The organism is Photobacterium nomapromontoriensis (genome assembly GCF_050336815.1).
Lineage (GTDB): Bacteria > Pseudomonadota > Gammaproteobacteria > Enterobacterales > Vibrionaceae > Photobacterium > Photobacterium nomapromontoriensis.
The window spans coordinates 102,974-124,833 of record NZ_JAKJSL010000019.1; the positions used below are offsets into that span (position 1 = coordinate 102,974).

Annotated in this window: 16 protein-coding genes; 8 read left to right on the forward strand and 8 right to left on the reverse strand. The window is 45.7% G+C overall.

From position 1 onward, the window contains the following. Positions 1 to 21 precede the first annotated feature (21 nt). The gene (fur, locus tag L4D12_RS05630; protein ID WP_428446845.1) at positions 22 to 468 is read left to right on the forward strand and encodes a ferric iron uptake transcriptional regulator; all 447 of its coding nucleotides are present in this window, start codon (positions 22 to 24) and stop codon (positions 466 to 468) included. 129 nt (positions 469 to 597) lie between these two features. On the opposite strand, the gene glnS is transcribed toward fur, so the two are convergent. The 3 genes from glnS to nagE all read right to left on the reverse strand — a co-directional run bounded on the left by glnS (position 598) and on the right by nagE (position 6,926). Then, positions 598 to 2,262, reverse strand: a complete 1,665-nt coding sequence (glnS, locus tag L4D12_RS05635; protein ID WP_428446846.1) for a glutamine--tRNA ligase — start codon at positions 2,260 to 2,262, stop codon at positions 598 to 600. 242 nt (positions 2,263 to 2,504) lie between these two features. Beyond that, the gene (locus L4D12_RS05640) at positions 2,505 to 5,177 is read right to left on the reverse strand and encodes a beta-N-acetylhexosaminidase (protein WP_428446847.1); all 2,673 of its coding nucleotides are present in this window, start codon (positions 5,175 to 5,177) and stop codon (positions 2,505 to 2,507) included. Between the two features lie 258 nt (positions 5,178 to 5,435). Beyond that, positions 5,436 to 6,926, reverse strand: a complete 1,491-nt coding sequence (gene nagE / locus L4D12_RS05645; protein ID WP_428446848.1) for an N-acetylglucosamine-specific PTS transporter subunit IIBC — start codon at positions 6,924 to 6,926, stop codon at positions 5,436 to 5,438. A 255-nt stretch (positions 6,927 to 7,181) separates the two neighbouring features. Between nagE and nagB the strand changes: the two genes are divergently transcribed. From nagB to asnB, 5 genes are all read left to right on the forward strand, one after another. Continuing rightward, the gene (gene nagB / locus L4D12_RS05650; protein ID WP_428446849.1) at positions 7,182 to 7,982 is read left to right on the forward strand and encodes a glucosamine-6-phosphate deaminase; all 801 of its coding nucleotides are present in this window, start codon (positions 7,182 to 7,184) and stop codon (positions 7,980 to 7,982) included. Positions 7,983 to 7,997: 15 nt separating this feature from the next. Beyond that, positions 7,998 to 9,134: an N-acetylglucosamine-6-phosphate deacetylase gene (gene nagA / locus L4D12_RS05655; RefSeq protein ID WP_428446850.1), complete on the forward strand. Its 1,137-nt coding sequence runs from the start codon at positions 7,998 to 8,000 to the stop codon at positions 9,132 to 9,134. A gap of 2 nt (positions 9,135 to 9,136) precedes the next feature. Next, positions 9,137 to 10,354, forward strand: coding sequence for a DNA-binding transcriptional regulator NagC (gene nagC / locus L4D12_RS05660; protein ID WP_428446851.1), 1,218 nt, complete (start codon positions 9,137 to 9,139; stop codon positions 10,352 to 10,354). Between the two features lie 169 nt (positions 10,355 to 10,523). Beyond that, on the forward strand, positions 10,524 to 12,104 hold the full coding sequence (locus L4D12_RS05665; protein ID WP_428446852.1) for a cation:proton antiporter domain-containing protein: 1,581 nt from the start codon (positions 10,524 to 10,526) through the stop codon (positions 12,102 to 12,104). Positions 12,105 to 12,379: 275 nt separating this feature from the next. Further along, on the forward strand, positions 12,380 to 14,050 hold the full coding sequence (gene asnB / locus L4D12_RS05670) for an asparagine synthase B (RefSeq protein WP_428446853.1): 1,671 nt from the start codon (positions 12,380 to 12,382) through the stop codon (positions 14,048 to 14,050). A gap of 82 nt (positions 14,051 to 14,132) precedes the next feature. Here the strand turns inward: asnB and L4D12_RS05675 are convergent, their stop codons facing one another. The 5 genes from L4D12_RS05675 to htpG form a co-directional block, all read right to left on the reverse strand. Continuing rightward, on the reverse strand, positions 14,133 to 14,669 hold the full coding sequence (locus L4D12_RS05675; protein ID WP_428446854.1) for an outer membrane beta-barrel protein: 537 nt from the start codon (positions 14,667 to 14,669) through the stop codon (positions 14,133 to 14,135). Between the two features lie 141 nt (positions 14,670 to 14,810). After that, on the reverse strand, positions 14,811 to 16,115 hold the full coding sequence (locus L4D12_RS05680; RefSeq protein WP_428446855.1) for an inosine/guanosine kinase: 1,305 nt from the start codon (positions 16,113 to 16,115) through the stop codon (positions 14,811 to 14,813). Positions 16,116 to 16,315: 200 nt separating this feature from the next. Then, the gene (gene hemH, locus L4D12_RS05685; RefSeq protein ID WP_428446856.1) at positions 16,316 to 17,311 is read right to left on the reverse strand and encodes a ferrochelatase; all 996 of its coding nucleotides are present in this window, start codon (positions 17,309 to 17,311) and stop codon (positions 16,316 to 16,318) included. A 158-nt stretch (positions 17,312 to 17,469) separates the two neighbouring features. Next, the gene (gene adk / locus L4D12_RS05690; RefSeq protein ID WP_428446857.1) at positions 17,470 to 18,114 is read right to left on the reverse strand and encodes an adenylate kinase; all 645 of its coding nucleotides are present in this window, start codon (positions 18,112 to 18,114) and stop codon (positions 17,470 to 17,472) included. A gap of 203 nt (positions 18,115 to 18,317) precedes the next feature. Further along, positions 18,318 to 20,216, reverse strand: coding sequence for a molecular chaperone HtpG (htpG, locus tag L4D12_RS05695; RefSeq protein ID WP_428446858.1), 1,899 nt, complete (start codon positions 20,214 to 20,216; stop codon positions 18,318 to 18,320). Positions 20,217 to 20,444: 228 nt separating this feature from the next. Between htpG and L4D12_RS05700 the strand changes: the two genes are divergently transcribed. Together L4D12_RS05700 and L4D12_RS05705 are read left to right on the forward strand one after the other, a co-directional pair. Beyond that, positions 20,445 to 21,317, forward strand: coding sequence for a winged helix-turn-helix domain-containing protein (locus L4D12_RS05700; RefSeq protein ID WP_428446859.1), 873 nt, complete (start codon positions 20,445 to 20,447; stop codon positions 21,315 to 21,317). Further along, on the forward strand, positions 21,308 to 21,856 hold the full coding sequence (locus tag L4D12_RS05705) for a regulatory protein ToxS (protein WP_428446860.1): 549 nt from the start codon (positions 21,308 to 21,310) through the stop codon (positions 21,854 to 21,856). Before L4D12_RS05700 ends, L4D12_RS05705 begins: the two co-directional genes overlap by 10 nt. Positions 21,857 to 21,860 lie beyond the last annotated feature (4 nt).

Below are 21,860 nucleotides of genomic sequence, written 5' to 3' on the forward strand. Positions count from 1 at the left end.
GCTAGCCAATAGGAAACTCGAATGTCAGATAATAATCACGCACTCAAACAAGCAGGCCTAAAGGTTACGCTTCCACGCCTTAAAATTCTGGAAGTTCTCCAGCAACCTGACTGCCAACACATCAGTGCTGAAGACTTGTACAAGAAACTCATCGATATCGGTGAAGAAATTGGTCTGGCGACAGTTTACCGCGTCCTTAACCAATTTGATGATGCTGGTATTGTAACCCGCCACCACTTTGAAGGCGGTAAGTCTGTTTTCGAACTCGCAACTCAGCATCACCACGATCACCTAGTTTGTCTCGACTGTGGCAAAGTTATTGAATTTTCTGATGAAGTCATCGAGCAACGCCAGAAAGAAATTGCCGCTAACTTCAATGTTCGCCTAACGAACCATAGCCTTTATCTCTACGGTCATTGCATCGAAGGCAACTGCAACGAAGACGAAACGCTACACGATAAAAAATAATCGGGTTACACAAACAAAAACGAATTGGCAGGCGGCTCAACACCTGACCCCATCCCCCGATAATTACCACCTATAAAAAAACCAGCCTTTAGGCTGGTTTTTTATTTTGATATCGCTTTAAGCTATCAATTAGTCGCCAATTTTAGCCCAAGTATCACGCAGGCCAACAGTACGGTTAAAGACTAGCGCTTCAGCGGTAGAATCTTTGCTATCAGCACAGAAGTAACCCATACGCTCGAACTGGAATGCTTTTTCTGCTTCAGCCGTAGCCAATGCTGGCTCAACAAAGCCTTGCATAACAGTCAGTGATTCAGGGTTGATCACTGAAACGAAGTCTTCTGCTGCACCAGGATTTGGCACAGTGAATAGGCGATCATACAGGCGAATTTCAGCCGAAATACCTTGCTCTGCAGATACCCAGTGAATAACACCTTTCACTTTGCGACCATCAGTTGGGTTCTGACCTAGCGTCTCATTATCGTAAGAACAGAAGATGGTCGTAATGTTACCCGCTTCATCTTTTTCGATACGTTCTGCTTTAATCACGTAAGCGCCACGTAGACGTACTTCTTTACCCAATACCAAGCGCTTGTATTTTTTATTGCCTTCTTCGCGGAAATCTTCACGTTCGATGTACACTTCGCGAGTAAATGGCACTTGGCGACTACCCATCTCCGGTTTATTCGGGTGGTTAGCCACTTCCAGCATTTCCGTTTCACCAGTGAAGTTCTCAATCACCACTTTCACTGGATCCAGAACAGCCATCGCACGTGGTGCGTTTTCATTCAAATCATCACGGATACATGATTCTAGCGAACTGATCTCGATGGTGTTGTCCTGCTTAGTCACACCAATACGCTTACAGAACTCACGAATTGACGCTGACGTGAAACCACGGCGGCGTAAACCAGAGATCGTTGGCATACGTGGGTCATCCCAACCAGAAACCAATTTCTCAGTCACTAGCTGGTTCAGCTTACGCTTCGACATCACGGTGTATTCTAGGTTAAGACGGCTGAATTCGTACTGATGAGGTATGCAGTCAATCGTAATATTTTCTAGTACCCAGTCATACAGACGGCGGTTATCCATGAACTCCAGTGTACAGATAGAGTGCGTAATGCCCTCTAATGCATCCGAGATACAATGGGTAAAATCGTACATTGGGTAAATGCACCACTTATCACCAGTCTGATGGTGAGTGGCGAAACGAACACGATAAATCACAGGATCTCGCATCACCATAAACGGCGAGGCCATGTCAATTTTCGCACGAAGGCACATCTTGCCTTCTTCAATTTCACCGTTCTTCATTTTGTCGAACAGTGCAATATTCTCTTCTACGCTGCGATCACGGTAAGGACTGTGCTTGCCGGCTTCCGTTAGCGTACCGCGGTACTCGCGCATTTGCTCTGGACTTAGCTCATCAACGTACGCTAAGCCTTTATTAATTAATTCAATAGCAAACCCGTGCAGCTTATCGAAGTAGTTTGATGAATAACAAATCTCACCACTCCACTCGAAGCCCAACCAGTTAACATCGTTCTTAATCGACTCAACGTACTCGATGTCTTCTTTCTCAGGGTTGGTGTCATCGAAACGTAAGTTACATTGACCCTGATAGTCCTGAGCAATACCGAAGTTCAAACAAATAGATTTCGCATGGCCGATGTGCAGATAACCATTTGGTTCTGGCGGGAATCGGGTATGTACGCTTGTATGTTTGCCACTTGCTAAATCCGCATCAATGATCTGGCGAATAAAGTTAGTTGGACGAGCTTCAGATTCACTCATCGATTAGACCTCGTGTGCTTACAGGATTTTTGAGTCCCCTATGATCCATAAATATGGGGTACTACTCAACAAATAGTATGCTTTGTTTGCCGATATGGATAAAAAAAACCCGCAAAAGCGGGTAAAAAAAAGAGAACCTCTGTCTAAGGCCTGATTTGAAACCACTGGAGTAGCTTCTGGATAGGCACGGCTGCCCCTGCCCATCCAGAAACTGGCGAGGGTTCAACCTCGCCAGACATCAATTACAACGAAATTACACGGCTGAAACGCTGACCGTTCGCGCTAACCGCACGCACAGAAACCGCCCCTGTTACCGCAGGCATTGCTTGAGCATCATACATTACCCATGTCTTACCTTCATCCGTTGAATATTGCAGTGCCAGACCTGGCATGCTGATATTCATGTGCAACACGCCATTTTCAATCTTAGCACCCGGCACAGGTACACGGTATTGGATACCCGCTGCATCCAATTTAGCCAGTTCACGCTGACCAAGGCTGTTAGCAAAACGTTCCCAGTCACTGTGCAGCTCGCCCTTATTCACTAATTGGGTATCTTGTGAGTATTCTACGCCTGGCTGATAATCACGCTCCCAGTCAGCCTTATGCCATGCACGTTCAGCCGCCGCAAGTACGCGAGGGAATACCATGAATTCATACTGCTCATCAGTACGCACCGTCTCGCTCCATAACTGAGCAGACAGACCGTAGAAGTCATTACCCTCTGCAGTACCTTTACTGGTAAAGCCGTTACCATCACGATCAACGGAGGTTTCCGCATTCTGTGGCAAGTTTTCAGGCGCAAAGCCAAACATCTTACGGGTATCGGTTGCACGCGTCGCCCAGTAGTAGCCACGCTCTTCCGGATCCACTTCGTACGGCATATCCATGTACACGTAATCAGGGTTCGAGATGATCATGTCGTAGCCCTTAGCAGCCCAATCATAGGCTGAAGCACCACCGCCCCAGTACAGAGTATCCCAGAAGTTGACACGAACATTGTCAGTCTCGAACGCTTTCGCATCCTTGGAATATTTCAGGCCATCCTGCCATGCTTGGAAATTCTCGATACCTTTATCTGCAACAATTTTACTTACCTTTTCAGCGAAGTAGCTTGGCAAGTGTGCGTAGTCAGACACTACACCATCGGCAATCGCCTTCTGACACATCGGTGACTGTGCAAACGGCTTATCTTGTTTGGACAAGTCCAGATCACCTTTCCAGTCAACTTTGTCAGCCGCGTTCACATCCTGGAAGCCCGCGCCAAGTTTAATATTCTTCGCTTCATCACCACCAAAGTGCCAAGTATTCAACGGCATACCCGCAGCAGCGTGCATCGCTTGCAGCTCGGTGATCACTTTATCAACGAAGTTTACCGACGAATCCATGCATGGGTTGATAAAGCTACGCTTATCGTAAAACTGCACGGTTGTTACGTTAGATGCATCTTGTGGATCCATCAGGCGGTATTCGTTAGCCGCAGCCATATCGCCCGCAGCAGCCAGACGCTTGTAACGCGCTTCCATGGCCACCACTGCCGCACGCGAGTGTGCTGGCATATCAATTTCAGGGATCACCTCGATTCCACGCGCCTTGGCGTATTTAAGGATATCCAGATAGTCTTGCTTGCTATAAAAACCTGAACCGAAGTTATTATTGTCAGGACCTGAGCCCAGCTGCGGCAACAAACAGGTTGTTTCAGACAGGTCATGGCAGCGCTGACCGCCGATCTCCGTTAACTCTGGCAACCCAGGGATCTCGATACGCCAACCTTCATCATCAGTCAGGTGGAAGTGGAATTTATTCATCTTGTACGCAGCCATCTGGTCAAGCGTACGCAAAATAGCATCTTTTGAATGGAAGTTACGGCCAACATCGACCATCACGCCACGGTAATCAAAACGCGGTGCATCCACGACTTTCAGCGTAGGGATCTGCTGCTCACTGCCTGTGCTCATCAATGACATCAGAGATTGCAGGCCATAGAATACCCCTTGAGCGTCATAACCAACAACCGTTGTTGCGCCATCACGCACGTCAAGTTGGTACGCTCCTGATACCTTGTTATCTTTATCAAAACGTTGTGGATCGAGGATCAACTTAACCAGGTACTCACCCTGAGTATTGATACCCAGTGACGCCATTCGCTCAGTCGCTGCGTTAAGCATTGACGCTGGAATCGCCTTATTATCAATGCGAATACCGTTTGCCAATGAAACAGAACCGCCCGTCAGCTGAGTACTCAGCGGTGTCGGTACAATCGTCCCTACCAACGCTTCCTTCGCCATCAGGTCTACATCGCTATTTTTTTCAAAGCGAGATTGCGCCGTGGCTAAAATATTATTATCGGTTGGTGTCCGCTTCCAGTTATTGCCATCAATAGGAGATAAATAAGCGGACGGATCTTCATAATCCAAGCTCTCAAGTGTTTTCGGCTCTGACTCGCCCGCTACCACATAGGCGCGTGGCATGTAGTCGTTTTCAAATAGCGTCCAATACTCACCAATGTATGGGATCACCACACTTTCGCCTGCCGCAAACCCCTTAAACTTATCGGTCGGCTCTAAAGTGTGTAAATCACCCGTAATATGGGTCACCTTGAACTGCTCATTTTGAACGTCCAAGATCATACGGATACTGTGGAAATAAATTTTCCAATCAGTATCCATAACGGCAGGGCCATTATTGGTCAATGTCAGATTAATCAAATCACACGATGCCCATTCCGCTGCCAATTCACGGCATTTCAGCCCCTCATTAGCACCATGGTTAGTGACAATTTGATAATTTACGCCGAGATTAGCCGCTAGCGTATCTGCTACCTGCTGATCCGTCATTGTGGATGTATTTGATGCACAACCTGTTGCGACTAATGCCACAACAGAAGCCAATACACTTAGCTTGAATGTTTTCATGAATACTGTCTTCCCTAATACCACAAGGTGATACCCAACGTAGGTACCCGCTCCTGGGCAAAATATAATATTTAAAATAAACATAATAATGATCTGAAACCGCAGACACAGTGCATCGCCCATTCAATTCAGAAGCCAGTCTGGACGGGTTAAATGACAACACAGATTAGAGGTTACAGATGATTATTCAGTTGGGAAGTAACCGACCTCCAGGCTGGAGGCCGGTTGTACTACAGTTAATTATTTAGCGTGAAATAATTAAGGTAGTTTTACTGCAGATAGGTCTTCAGAAGGAGAAACCTTCTTCATTTCACCCGCTACGATTTCAGCTAGTGGGCCAAGGATAACCTGAAGGTTATTTGTACCCAATTTAACCACACCCATTGCACCTAGTGCTTTCAGTGTTTTCTCGTCAGCAAGGCTGCTGTCTTTTAGTGTCAGACGTAGACGAGTAATACATGCATCAATGTTTTCTAGGTTAGATACGCCACCTAGCGCTTTGATGTACTGCTTAGCTAGTTCACCCGTTTCTTTTGAACCAGTTACATCGCTAACTGCTTCATCTTCATCTTCACGACCTGGAGTCTTCAGATTGAACTTAACGATAGCTGTACGGAAGATGAAGTAGTACAGAGCGAAGAACACGATGCCCTGAACGATCAGCATGTACCAATTAACAGCCAGTGGGTTACGAGTAGATAGAACCAAGTCAACCAAACCAGCAGAGAAGCCGAAACCAGCCATCCACTGCATTGATGCAGCGATGTATACCGATAGACCTGCTAGCGCAGCGTGAACAACATACAGACCCGGTGCTAGGAACATGAATGCAAATTCTAACGGCTCAGTAACACCAGTGAAGAATGATGCAAAACCAGCAGCGATAAGCAAAGATGCTACTCGCTCTTTGTGCTCAGGCTTAGCAGTGTGGTACATCGCAAGTGCTGCACCTGGTAGACCAAACATCATGACTGGGAAGAAACCAGCTTGGTACATACCTGTTACACCAGGGATAGCTGTACCTTCAGCAATAGATTTCGCACCGCCAAGGAAGTTAGGAATATCGTTAATACCTGCTACGTCGAACCAGAATACTGAGTTCAGTGCATGGTGTAGACCAACAGGGATCAATAGGCGGTTAAAGAATGCATACAAACCTGCACCAAACTCACCCATGCCTTGAATGCCTTCACCGAAAGTCACTAGGCCACCGTAAACAGCAGGCCAAACGTACATCAGTACAAACGCAATGAAAATACCCGCAAAAGACATCAAAATAGGTACAAGACGCTTACCAGAGAAGAATGCGAGTGCTTTGTGTAGTTCAACAGTCGAGAAACGGTTATAGATTTCAGCAGCAACGATACCGACAAGGATACCTACAAACTGATTATTAATTTTACCGAATGCTGCTGGTACTTCCTTCAGGTCGACACCTTGAATCTGTGCCACTGTGGCAGGAGCTAGCAGCGTTGTTACAACAAGGAAACCAACGAAACCAGATAGTGCAGCTGCACCGTCTTTGTCTTTAGACATACCGTACGCGACACCAACGGCGAAGAGCACTGACATGTTATCAATGATAGCGGAACCCGCTTTGATCAAGAACGCAGCCAGTGCGCTATTTGCGCCCCAACCCGTCGGGTCAACCCAGTAACCGATGCCCATTAAGATAGCTGCTGCAGGTAGCGTTGCTACCGGCACCATCAGTGCTTTACCTACTTTTTGCATATATCCAAGAATATTCACCGTTAGTTCCCCCTATGGTTTTCTCAGACGCGAATTGGATAACTTATTTTAGCTACCCGATTAAGTTATTTGCAGTTTAAGAAATTAATTTCGCCCCGCAAATTAAAAGGTCTTCATTTGTGATCCTTATCACCTGTGTGAGCAATAAACAGGCGAATTTGCTAGCTCGATCATAAAACTTATTTTATTATCCAAAACAAAGGCGCGAACACGCTAGGATTTTATCGTAATTTAAATTTTGAATGAGGTATCACCGTGAGACTAATCCCACTCAATGAAGCTAAAGATGTCGGTTTGTGGTCAGCTCGCTATATTGCTGATCGTATTAACAAATTCAAACCTACAGCAGAACGTCCATTTGTTCTTGGTCTACCAACCGGTGGTACTCCACTGGCCACTTATAAGCGCCTGATTGAGCTTTATCAAGCCGGTGAAGTAAGTTTCCAGCATGTTGTAACCTTTAACATGGATGAGTATATCGGTCTGCCTGAAGATCACCCTGAGTCATACCATAGCTTCATGCACAACAACTTCTTCAAACACATTGATATTAAATCAGAAAATATCAACCTGCTAAATGGTAATGCCGAAGATAACGACGTTGAATGTAAGCGTTACGAAGACAAGATCAAGTCTTACGGTAAAATCAACCTATTCCTTGGCGGTGTAGGTAATGACGGTCATATTGCATTTAACGAGCCAGCTTCATCACTGTCTTCTCGTACTCGTATCAAAACCCTGACTGCTGATACCCGTATTGCTAACTCTCGTTTCTTCGATGGCGACATCAACCAAGTACCAAAATATGCACTGACTATCGGTGTGGGTACACTGCTTGATTCTGAAGAAATCGTCATTCTTGTTACCGGCCACAATAAAGCACAAGCGCTAGAAGCCGCTGTAGAAGGTTCTGTCAATCACCTTTGGACAGTCTCTGCCCTTCAGCTTCACCCTAAATCAATGATTGTTTGTGATGAACCATCAACCCAAGAGCTGAAAGTGAAAACCGTTAAGTACTTCCAAGAACTTGAAGCTGATAATATTTCGCACCTGTAAAAAAAGGAATCTCTCATGTACGCGCTGACCAACTGTCGTATTTTTACTGGTAGCGATGTGCTGAATAACCACGCCGTCATCATTGATGGCGTGAATATTCATGCCGTTTGCCCAGTGGCAGAACTACCATCTGATATTGAAACTCGCGATCTTGATGGTGCCAATCTGGTCCCAGGATTCATTGATCTTCAGCTTAATGGCTGTGGCGGTGTCATGCTAAATGATGAGATCAATGCTGATACCATCCATACCATGCACCGTGCCAACCTGAAATCAGGCTGCACCAGTTTTTTACCTACGCTGATCACCTCTTCAGACGAAGACATGAAAGCCGCTATTGCTGCCCAGCGTGAGTATCAGAGTAAATACCAGCATCATTCATTAGGCCTACACCTTGAAGGTCCATATCTGAATGTCATGAAAAAAGGTATTCACTCCGTTGAGCATATCCGCCGCTCTGATGATGAGATGATCAACACCATCTGTGCCAATGCGGATGTTGTAACCAAGGTAACGCTCGCTCCTGAACTTAACCCACACGAACATATCGAACAATTGGTTGAAGCCGGTATTGTTGTCTCTGCTGGACACACCAATGCCACTTATGCTGAAGCCCGTAAAGGTTTTGCTTCTGGTATCACATTCTCTACCCACCTGTTTAACGCGATGACCCCAATTGCGGGCCGTGAACCAGGTATGGTCGGGGCGATTTACGATACACCTGAGGTATATACCGGTATCATTGCCGATGGTTTTCACGTTGATTATGCCAATATCCGCATGGCACATCGCATGAAAGGCAACAAACTTATTTTGGTCACCGATGCTACTGCACCTGCAGGAGCTGACATGGATCACTTTATTTTTGTCGGTAAGAAAGTATATTACCGGGACGGAAAGTGTGTCGATGAAAATGGCACGCTAGGTGGTTCGGCACTTACCATGATTGAAGCAGTTCAAAACAGTGTCGAACATGTAGGTATCGCCCTGGATGAAGCAATTCGTATGGCAACTCTGTATCCTGCTCGCGCAATTAATGTCGACAAGAAACTGGGGGCTATCAAAAAAGGCATGGTGGCAAACCTGACTATTTTTGATCGCGATTATCATGTTCGGGCGACTATCGTTAACGGTGAATACGAGCAGAACTAACTATGACTGGCGGACAAATTGGTAATGTGGATCTGGTAAAACAGCTGAACGGTGCAGCAGTTTACAGACTCATTGACTTGCAAGGCCCTATATCACGAATTCAGGTTGCTGATCTTAGTCAGCTCGCCCCTGCAAGTGTCACTAAAATTACCCGCCAATTGCTAGAACGCGGCCTCATTAAAGAGGTCGCGCAACAAGCATCTACTGGGGGTCGGCGTGCTATTTCGCTAACAACAGAATCAGCACCTTTTCATGCGATCGCCATCCGTCTTGGACGGAATTATATCGAAATTACACTCTACGATCTCAGCGGTAAATTTATTGCTGGTACTGCACATGCCTTCCATTACACCAATCAGCAAGAGCTTACTGATGGTCTGCTTGAGCATATTCGTCAATTTATTGCCGATAACCAGAGCGCAGTACGTGAGCTGGTCGCCTTCGGTATTACCCTGCCAGGCCTGATTGACCCGGAAAAAGGCATTGTAGAATACATGCCTAATATCGAAGTCGATAACTTCCCTCTTGCGAGTATTATCAATGATAAATACGGCGTTGCCTGTTTTGTCGGCAATGATATCCGTGGCTTAGCCTTGGCTGAGCACTACTTTGGCGCAAGCAAAGACTGCAGAGACTCGATTCTGATCAGTGTCCACCACGGCACAGGTGCTGGCATCATTGTCAACGGACAAGTTTTCCTTGGCTATAACCGCAACGTCGGTGAGATCGGCCACATCCAAATTGATCCTCTCGGAGACAAATGCCAATGTGGTAATTTTGGCTGCCTAGAGACCGTTGCTGCCGATCCTGCGATCATTAAACATGTTCAAACGTTATTGGCACAAGGTTACCCGAGTTCACTACAAGCACTTGAAGACTTAACCATGCCGGCTATCTGTGATGCCGCCAACAAAGGTGATGAACTGGCAAGTCAGGCCCTCATCAAAGTCGGCAAACAGCTTGGTAAAGCACTGGCAATGACGATTAACCTGTTTAATCCACAGAAAATAGTCGTCGCAGGAAATATCACCCTTGCACAAGACATTATCTTTCCTGCTATCCGCCGCTGTGTTGAAACTCAATCACTATCAACCTTTAATAAAGATCTGCCAATTGTCAGATCTGAGCTATATACCCAACCAACCATTGGTGCATTTTCAATGGTGAAGCGTGCGATGCTTAATGGCGTACTGCTTCAACGCATGCTGGAAGAGCAATAGTCTCGATCCACTCGCGGCAACTGAACCTCACACTGCACTCATTGAGTCACAAATATTAAGGGGCATGTTCCGGACAGGAGCATGCCCTTTGTGGTATATTCGCGCCGACTTAAGAGGTGCATGACGATGCTGTCGCGCCGAGAACACACCAACGGAATGTCAGTCTGGTATGGAAATTATTTATATTATTGCCGCTTTCTTAGCGGGTTTTATTGCACTTCGCTGTAAGCTCCCTCCTCTGGTCGGTTTTCTTCTTGCTGGCTTTACTCTTAATTCAGCCGGTTATGAATCCACTCACACTCTTGCCGCTCTGGCCGATCTCGGGGTAACCCTGTTACTGTTTTCTATCGGTTTAAAACTGGATGTTAAAACACTGCTTGCCAAAGAAATTTGGGGCGGTGCAACCTTGCACAACCTGCTGACAACCGGGCTATTCACTCTCGCCCTACTGGTATTTAAACAATTAGGGATAGGGATGTTGGCTGATCTCGATCTCACTCAACTCGCCTTGCTGGGTTTTGCCCTGTCCTTTTCCAGTACCGTTTTTGCCATTAAAGCCCTACAAGAAAAAGGCGAATTAAACGCTACCTATGGCACGCTTGCCATCGGCATTTTGATCATGCAGGATATCTTTGCGGTCATCTTCCTAACCGCCTCTACCGGTAAAATCCCTGAAATCAGTGCGTTTGCTCTACTTGCCCTACCACTCCTACGTCCCTCGCTGTTCAAAATACTGGATAGAGCCGGTCACGGTGAAATGCTGGTACTATATGGTATCTTCCTTGCCTTGGTCGCAGGTGCCGGGTTATTTGAAGCTGTCGGGATGAAAGCTGATCTTGGCGCGCTGATCTTGGGAATGATGCTGGCTGCACACCCAAAATCATCAGAAATGGCAAAATCATTATTTAACTTCAAAGAATTACTACTGGTCTGTTTTTTTCTCAATATTGGCCTTGCAGAAGAACCCACGTTTGATGGTCTGTTAATGGCGCTGCTCTTCTTATTACTGCTCCCCCTCAAAGGGATACTCTACTATCTGGTCTTCAGTCGCTTCCGCTATCGGGTACGAACATCCCTACTGGGCTCCCTAACCTTATTCAATTACAGTGAATTCGGCTTGATTGTTAGTGGCTTAGCTTACAACATGGGTATGCTGCCTGGGAGCTTCTTAGTCGCTATCGCGATTGCTGTTTCCCTCTCATTTCTTATCGCGGCACCACTCAATAGCCTCGGTCACCGACTCTATAAGGATGCCTCAAAATGGCTTAAAGAATTTGAGCCTGACAAACTCAATCCAGCAGATCGCTTGATTGATCTTGGTGAGAAGCAAATTATGATCCTCGGGATGGGCCGAATTGGCAGCGGCGCCTATGACGAGATGGTCAAGCGCTATGGTGAACAGGTGATCGGGATCGAAACCCGCGAAGATTCAGTGGCCCTCCACCAACAACAAGGACGAGTAGTGATCCATGGTGATGCCACGGATCCAGATTTTTGGGCCAGAGTGATCTCCAAACGCAGTACTAAATTAATTCTTCTCGCCATGCCTCACAGCCAAGCCAATCGCTTTGCGCTTGAGCAAATTCGCGAACGCAACTATCAAGGTCAAATTGCCGCAATCGCAAAGTACAGTGATGATGAGGAAGAGTTGCAAGCACTGGGCGTCGATGCTGCGTTTAATATTTATAACGAAGCTGGTGGGGGGTTCGCCCGACATGTGTGTGAACATTTAGCGCCACAGATCAAATAACCCCCATCCAGTGTCATCCGGTCATTGAATATAAGACGGCAGCTTCGGCTGCCGTTTGCTTTTCTGAACAAAAAATGCCACGAACAAGATAATATTTAATTATCTTTAGATATTTCGAATATCATTCACCGACAAGCCTATTTGTTTATTGAATCCGTTCTTAATGTTGCATTTCATTGTTGAATGCGCAATTTTAACAATTAACAAGGGGTCAGACGTCGCCACTGACCGCCATCTTTTAGATAGTAATAAACGTTAATTTCGGGGTAATAAGTATGTGTTCAGTATTCGGGATCCTAGACATCAAAAGTGATGCCACTACCTTGCGCGAAACCGCACTGGCTATGTCTAAAAAAATGCGTCACCGAGGCCCTGACTGGTCTGGTATTTATTCATCAGAAAAAGCCATTCTAGTTCATGAACGTCTGGCTATCGTCGATCTTAACAGTGGCGAGCAACCTCTGTATAACGCAGATAAAACATATGCCCTTGCCGTGAATGGCGAAATCTACAACCACAAAGAACTGCGGGCCGAGTTTGCGGCAGATTACCCATTCCAAACAGAATCTGACTGCGAAATCATTCTGGCTCTCTACAAAGAAAAAGGCCCTGAACTGCTTGATTACCTCAACGGGATATTCGGGTTTATCCTCTATGATGAGCAAGAAGATGCCTATCTCATTGGCCGTGATCACATCGGGATCATTCCGCTATATCAGGGCTATGACGAACATGGCAACTACTATGTCGCCTCTGAAATGAAAGCACTGGTCCCTGTTTGTAAATCCATCAGTGAATTTCCTCCTGGTCATTTCCTCTGGAGCAAAGCCGGTGAACCGGTACGTTACTACAAGCGTGACTGGATGGAATTTGATGCTGTTATGGACGCCAAGAGTGATAAAGCAGCCCTGACCGATGCACTGGAAAGTGCAGTGAAACGCCAGTTAATGACAGATGTTCCCTATGGCGTGCTCCTCTCTGGCGGCCTTGATTCTTCTGTTATCTCAGCCATTACGAAGAAATTTGCGGCTCGCCGTATTGAAGATGATGAACAATCGCAAGCTTGGTGGCCAACCCTGCACTCTTTTGCCATCGGCTTGGAAGGAGCGCCTGATCTCAAAGCTGCGAAAGTGGTTGCGGATAGTATCGGCACTGTCCACCACGAATTAACCTATAGCGTTCAGGAAGGGCTTGATGCTATCCGCGACGTGATTTATCACATCGAGACGTACGATGTCACCACGATCCGCGCATCGACGCCAATGTACCTGATGTCACGTAAAATCCGTGCGATGGGGATCAAAATGGTACTCTCAGGCGAAGGGGCTGATGAAGTCTTTGGCGGATACCTGTATTTCCATAAGGCCCCTAACGCACAAGAATTTCATGAAGAAACCGTACGTAAGCTACTGGCATTGAACATGTTTGATTGTGCTCGCGCCAACAAATCCATGGCAGCATGGGGAATAGAGGCCCGTGTTCCGTTCCTTGATAAAGAATTCTTGGAAGTGGCAATGCGCCTGAACCCTAAAGACAAAATGTGCGGCAACGGCAAAATGGAAAAGCACATCTTGCGTGAATGCTTTGGCCATTATCTGCCTGAATCTGTTGCCTGGCGCCAGAAAGAACAATTCTCTGATGGTGTCGGCTACAGCTGGATTGACACCCTAAAAGAAGTGGCAGAAGAAAAAGTGTCGGCACAGCAACTGGAAACGGCCAAATTCCGCTTCCCGTATAACACACCGACAACCAAAGAAGCCTATGTCTACCGTGAGATCTTCGAAGAGCTATTCCCGCTAGACGATGCCGCGAAATGTGTCCCAGGAGGCCCATCCATCGCCTGTTCTAGTGCGAAAGCGATTGAATGGGATGAGAGCTTTAAAAACAGCGCAGATCCATCAGGCCGTGCGGTTGCAGCAGTCCATAACGAAGCGTATAAAAAATAATTCCCTTTGGTACAACAAGATTACCAGATAATAAAAGCGAGAGCCGAGGCTCTCGCTTTTGACTAAAAAAGTCTATTATTCGCTAGAAGTAGAAACGGGTACCAAACACAAATCGGGTAAAGCTGTCTTTCACCCCATCTTTACTCACATTAATATCATCTGTCGAAATGTTGTAATTGACCTCTGCACTGATGGCCACATTGGGATTGATAAAGTACTTCAAGCCACCAGCCAGTTTTATATTCAGTGCGGTCGCATCTTCAAAATCAAAATCAAAGTCACCGTCATCACCTGACAGGTTAGCGAGCTGCGCGGCAGCGCCCAAGTATGGCACCCAATTAGAATTATTCACAAAGTTGTATTCAGTGAAGCCACCAAGCTGGAACTGCTGGGTACTATCACTCATATTGACGTCCAGCACCCCACCGATTTCCCAGTTTTCACGAATAAAATATCCGTAAGAGGTGGTAAGGACAAACAAGTAGTCATCGACATAATCTAAATCGAGGTTACCTTGTAAAGCAAACTCCTGAGTACCTTCTGGTAAATTCACACTAGCCCAAATCGCAGGAGTAAATAAACTACCGATTAAAGCTACAGCCACTGCATTTTTTTTCATATTGCTCTCCACTTCCTTATTGATATTGCAAAATAAGCGTAGAAGTGAATGCCGCATTTTTCTAAAAATTATTAATTTATCAATAAAAAAAAGAGAGCCTACATCGCTCTCTTTTCTTATTTCAATTTAGCAGCGCACAAATTAGCGCTCCCAGTACGCCTCTTCTAAGCTCACTTCTCGCTCAGGCAAACCACGAGAAAGTCGCGGTGAATGCTGAGCCAGTACTTCATAACTCACTCGATTCGAGTACAGGCAAATTTGCGAGAATGAGGAATACGTCAGAAAGTCAAACTGGTGCTTACTTGATTTCGGTACATTCTCTCGATGGTAACGGTTTGCAGACATATCATGCAAAAGAGCTGATAACGCACCATCACCCGCACCGTTGGTATTTTTAATTCGCTCGGGGCCACCCATATACGGCGCGATGTGTGAATATACTTTAATTGGTGTACTACAATCATTCTTCAGCATCGGACGGCTGAATTCATAGCGATTAAACTCAGGAATATCACCCGGCAGCAGGTGTAAGCTTGTTTCGCGCTTGGCTTCATCTTCTGTATAGCCTGCCGTATACAAACCAACAGGGCCCGCCGTACACAGAACCAAATCAACCCACTCAAGGGTTTTTTCTGAAGCCATTAATGGGTCAGACTCACCAGTCAGTGCTTCCGCTTCGTCTTCGTTCATCGCAACAACGGTTACATGATCACGTAAAAAATCACGCCACCACTGTGGATCATCTGCGATGACAAATTTAGTACCCAGCGTCAATACAACAGGCACATCATACTTCTTGGCGTACTCGATAGCCTGCATGGTTGCAGCTGGCATCGGATCGCCCGGCTTACAACGAACTAAATAGGCTGTCAGTACCAATGCCGATGCATTCTCAAACACCGCCTCTGGAATACTAGATGGCTCCAACTGGTTCATTCGCCCTTCATTAATCGCAAAAGTACGCTCACCATCTTTAGAGATAAGCGCAAAACAGCGACCAATAGGACCATTAACGGGCTGCAGATAGTTCATATCCATACGACTGGAAGTATTGCACAAGTAACGGTAAGCGTAGCTTCCGATCTCGATATCTTTGCTCATTACACCCAGTAAAACGGATTTATCATCCGCTAATACAGAATAGTTGTGCAACGTATTACCAATCGTACCACCCGCAAATTCGTGGCTGATCAGTTCTTTTTCCTTCAGCTCCTGATAAAGCGCTTCTGCTTTTTCATCAGAAATCACCAACGAATGACCTTTACTCAGCTCATAACGCTCCAGAAATTCATCCCCAACACAGGCTTCAATATCAACCAAAGTTTGATCAATACCGACAATATGGGTGCGCGCTAGTCGCTTTTCTTGTTTGGCTTGACTCAGAAGTGGATCGCGAGCATGTACAGGAAAATAATGCTTGGATTTGCGTTGGCCTGGAAATTTCATGTCAATGAACTGTCTGTTGAGAGAATTTTTGCGGATTCTATCACAGAATATAGAACAGAAAAGCAAAAGCTCTCATAGAATCTGTGGCTTTATCACTCTAATGGCCGTCTAATAGGCAAGTAAATGGTACAGAGTGTCTATATTAATCAACACACTGCACCCATAAATCGTATGCTATAGGGTAAGCTAAAAATCAGGCATCACCAGCCTTGGGTATGCTGATTCACCAAGGTCGCCATCAATGCAATATGTGCAGGATCATCATTCAAACAAGGGATCAAATTAAAGCTCTCCCCCCCAGCATTAATGAATGTCTCTTTGCACTCTTCTGCAATTTCTTCAAGGGTTTCCAAACAATCCACAGAAAACGCTGGGCACATCACATCCAATCGTTTCACGCCTTTTTCAGCAAGCGTTCGAATTGTGGTCTCAGTGTAAGGTTTTAGCCACTCTTCGCGGCCAAAAATTGACTGATAACTCATGCTCATTTGTTCTCGGGGCATGGCTAATTTTTCCGCCAATAACGCCGTTGTACGATGGCAATGTTCAGGGTAGGGATCACCGTTATCGGCATAACGCTTAGGGATCCCGTGATACGAGCAGAGCAGATAATCAGGCTTACCCTGTTGCTGCCAAAAATCAGTGGCCGATTTTGCCAATGCCGCAATATAATCAGGATGGTCAAAATATTGATTAACAAAACGTAACTCAGGAATAAATGGCTGGTTTTTTAATACCTTGGCCACTTTATCAAACACTGCTGCCGTAGTGGTTCGGGAATACTGTGGATATAGTGGTAGCACCAATACCTTTTTACATCCCTGTTGCTTAAGCGCGGCTAATCCCGCATCAATACTGGGGTTGCCATAGGTCATACCGAGTTCAACGGGGATATTCAAGACTTGTGCTAATTGTTGCTGCTGCCGCTTGGAATACACCATCAAGGGTGAGCCATCGTCCATCCATACCGACTGGTAAAGTTTGGCGACTTTGGGCGCGCGGATAGGTAAGATGACACCATGTAAAATTGGACACCATAACCACCGCGTCATATCGACCACGCGCTTATCGTGCAGGAATTCAGATAAAAATCGTTTTACACCTGAAGCCGTTGCTTCATCTGGGGTCCCTAAATTCACCAACAGTACGCCATAGTCAGACGCTTTTTTATTATCATTGATGCTTTGTTCGTTCATTGCACCCTCTCATTGGCTGACTCTATTAGATAGATACTCTATCAGGTTTCAATTGTTCGTGTTATCTCAAAACTCGCCTAACTTAAATACTGAACGACAAAAAAACGGGCGAACCCCAAAAAGGGTTCGCCCGTTTTTAACAATTTGCAGACTGTCGATTAAGCCAGTGCTTTTTCTAGCTCTGCACTGACGGCTGCAACAGGCTGAGTACCATCAAATTTAAGGTACTTAGTATTGCCAGCTTCCGCTTCTTTGCCATAGTAAGCAATCAACGGTGCAGTTTGGCTGTGGTATACACCTAGACGAGCACGAACGGTCTCTTCTTTGTCATCTTCACGAATAACCAGATCTTCACCCGTCACGTCATCTTTACCTTCCACTTTAGGTGGATTGTAAACAGCGTGGTAAGTACGACCTGATGCTAGGTGAGCACGACGGCCAGCCATACGCTCAACGATAACATCGTCAGCCACATCGAATTCAATAACGTAATCAACTTCAACACCGATTTCTTTCAGGCCATCAGCCTGAGGAATAGTGCGAGGGAAACCGTCAAGAAGGAAGCCTTTTGCACAGTCGTCTTCAGCAATACGCTCTTTAACCAGACCAAGGATAATATCGTCAGACACTAGTTGACCAGCATCAATAACGGATTTCGCTTGCTTACCTAGCTCTGTACCTGCCTTGATTGCTGCACGTAGCATGTCACCAGTGGAAATTTGTGGAATACCAAATTTTTCCATGATGAATTGTGCCTGAGTACCTTTACCTGCACCTGGAGCGCCCAGAAGAATGATGCGCATTTTGATCCCCTTAATTTTGAATGGCGTGTTCAAAAATTTTAAAAAATGAAAAATACACTGATTAGCGTTTAGTCGCAAGCCCGACGCTTTGTAACCCGCTGGATTACATCCTGTCTCAGCATACAATCAGACATGGCAGACTGAACAAAGGGGGAGATAAAACCTTAGTCATATCCCCCTTACTTTTACTCAATCAACAATGCTTATGCTAACAGTTTATTGACCGCGGCCAAGAATTGCGATGGGTCATCCATCGTCCCCTTCTCGGCTAACATCGCTTGGCCCAGCAACATTTCAACCCAACGGCCAAAGGCTTCTTCGTCAGCTTCATCAGCCATCTTAGTCACTAGCACGTGATCAGGGTTTAGCTCAAAAATATACTTCACCTCTGGGGCATCATGACCCGCTGCAGCCAGCAGCTTCGCCATCTGGGTGCCCATTTCGTTCTCATCGGTCACGACAACGGCTGGGGTATCTTTTAACTTAAATGTCGTGCGTACATCTTTCACACGATCACCCAAATAGGCTTTAGTGCGCTCAACCACCGATTGGAAAGCCGCCTCAGTTTCCTTATGCTTCTCTTTTTCCTCTGCATCTTCAAATGCTGATAAATCAAGATCTGCTTTGGTGATTGCCTGGAACGCCTTACCATCAAATTCAGGCAGGTGGCCCATCAACCATTCATCGATGCGATCATACATCAAAATAACCTCTAAGCCCTTCGCACGAAACTGCTCAAGGTGTGGGCTATTCTTCGCCGCCGTAAAGCTATCGGCCGTCAGGAAGTAAATCTTATCCTGACCTTCTTTCATTCGTGCAATGTAGCCATCCAAAGAAACTGTTTGCTCTACTGTCTCGGCATGGGTTGAACTAAAGCGCAATAGCTTCGCGATTTTCTCACGGTTAGCGTAGTCTTCTGCAGGTCCTTCTTTTAGTACCTGACCAAATTCATTCCACAGGGTTTGGTATTTTTCACTGTCATTGTTCGCCAGACGCTCCATCATGGTCAGAGCACGTTTAGTGCATGCCTTACGCAATGATTGGGTCACCTTGTTATCTTGCAAAATTTCACGCGATACGTTCAGCGGCAGATCATTTGAATCAATCAAACCACGCATGAAACGCAGGTAAGATGGCATGAACTGCTCTGCATCATCCATAATGAAAACACGCTGAACATACAGTTTCAGACCATGTTTGCTATCACGGTTATTCATGTCCCATGGCGCTTTCGATGGGATATACAGCAGGCTGGTATAATCCTGCTTACCTTCAACGCGGTTGTGACTCCAGCTTAGCGGCTCTGCAAAGTCATGCGAGACATGGCTATAGAACTCTTTGTACTCTTCATCACTGATCTCTGACTTATTTCGGGTCCATAACGCCTGAGCTTTATTGATTTGCTCCCATTTTCGACCTGTTTCCTTGCCTTCTTCGTCGCGCTCAATGGTCTGGATTTGAACCGGGATGCCGATGTGATCAGAATACTTACTGATAATGCTGCGCAGACGATGCTCGCTAAGAAACTCTTTTTCGTCTTCGCGCAGGTGAAGAATGATCTCGGTACCGCGGCTGGCTTTCTCGATATCTTCAACCGTGTAATCGCCTTCACCGCCCGACTGCCATGACACGGCTTGATCTGCCGCAACACCCGCTGCACGCGTATTCACCGTCACCGAATCAGCCACAATAAAGGCGGAATAGAAACCAACGCCGAACTGCCCAATAAGTTGTGAGTCTTTTGACTCATCATCACTCAGCTTGGCAAAGAAATCTTTGGTGCCCGACTTAGCAATCGTGCCTAAATGATCAATCACATCGTCACGGGTCATACCGATACCGTTGTCACTGATAGTCAATGTACCCGCCTGCTCATTGAACGATAACTTAACGCCCAACTCGGCATCATTCTCATACAAATCAGGCTGAGACAAGGCGCGGAAGCGCAACTTATCAGCAGCATCAGAGGCGTTAGAAATTAATTCACGTAAAAAAATCTCTTTATTGGAATAAAGAGAGTGGATCATCAACTGAAGCAGTTGCTTAACTTCAGACTGAAATCCACGGGTTTCTTTATTGTTATGGATAGTTTGTTCGCTCATTTCAACTCCGAAACAGGTACATATACATTTAGGGAACAAAATACAAAGTAGCCACTCCGGTCATTGATTCCCTGCTACTTATTCATAGAGATATGGGCAAACCACGCCATTTCAACCTAAAACACTCTTTTTATGTGATTGAGTTTTTTTTAGATAGATTTTGATATTCAGATAAGATTCAGATTCGTAATGCTATAAAAGCATATCCACAGCACCACGAATATCGATATGAATAGATTAAACAGCAAATTGTTAATTGGTCAGCGATTCCTATTTGACCCCTACGACAACAGCTTAATTGACCAAGCAGAAAATAATGAACTTACCCGACTCGGTTGTAATGAAAGCCGAGCACTTAGTTTGCTGATAGAGGAACCGGGAGCTATCATTACCCGTACCCGGCTACATAACCACGTGTGGAGAGAGCAAGGCTTTGAAGTTGATGACTCCAGCCTAACTCAAGCTATTTCCACCCTACGTAAGGCATTGAAAGACTGCACAAAATCACCGGCATTTATCAAAACGGTTCCCAAACGGGGCTATCAGATGATTGCTGATGTTCAATGTCTTTCAGACAGACAGAGCACTGATAGCGTCGATAACACTGATAGCATTGACACCGATGACATACCCGCCGTTCAACCAGAAGTGGTTAGCAACCCTAAGCCGGAACAATCTTCACGTCAACCACAGCAGCATGCTGAGCCCGACTCACAAAATACATCAATCACATCAAAAAGACCTCTGTTTACTATTTTGAGTGTAATAGCATGCCTGATTGCGGTGTTGCTACCTCTCATCATTAAGACGAGCCTACCCCCAAAATCTGTCGCCTTTACGCCTTTTACAACCGTTGATGGCGTATCCGTTATGACACCAACAAATCAACCCGATCTCAGCCAATGGAAAGCAACTATTTCACAGTGCGTCAATAACTATTTGAAGCATCATACGGGAAAGAAACATCCTCTTAAGGTGATTGCCAGTGGTGAAGCGGATCAGCTATGGCTCAATTATATTCACTCAAGCTATACCCCGAATGAAAACGTGACACTGCGCTTGCTCTCCAGCCAAAAGGACAACACAACACTATGTCAGTAATGAATAAGTTACACTCTGCACTCGCGATAGTGATGAAATATTGGGCATTTATCCTGCTGGCTTTTTCTGTCATTTTTAGTGCTTGGTTATATTACGTCAGTGATTACAAGCAAGAACAATTACTCATGTCTCTTGAGTGGCAAACGACTACAATCAGTCGAATTGAGCCCACTAAACTTGATGAGCTTAGGATGTTGCGTCAGGTTGAGCAGACCAGCCATATGATCTACCTACCTAATCACACCTATTCCCGAATCACTAAGATGAAGCTCTTCAGTGACAATACCCAACCTCTAGTGTTACATATCACTGAATTGGGTAATTGGGATATTAGTGGCGGTTACTTACAGACCGAGCCGTTAGAATTTAAAGATATGACATCTGGCCAGAACCAAGATTTCCAGCCAAAGCAACTGCAAATCATCAAGCAGATCTATCGTATGGATGCCCAGCAAAGCCGCCGTATCGATATCATTAATGATAAATCTATCTTGTTAACCAGCCTAGATTACGGCTCTAATATCCTATATTCACTCTAAGTTG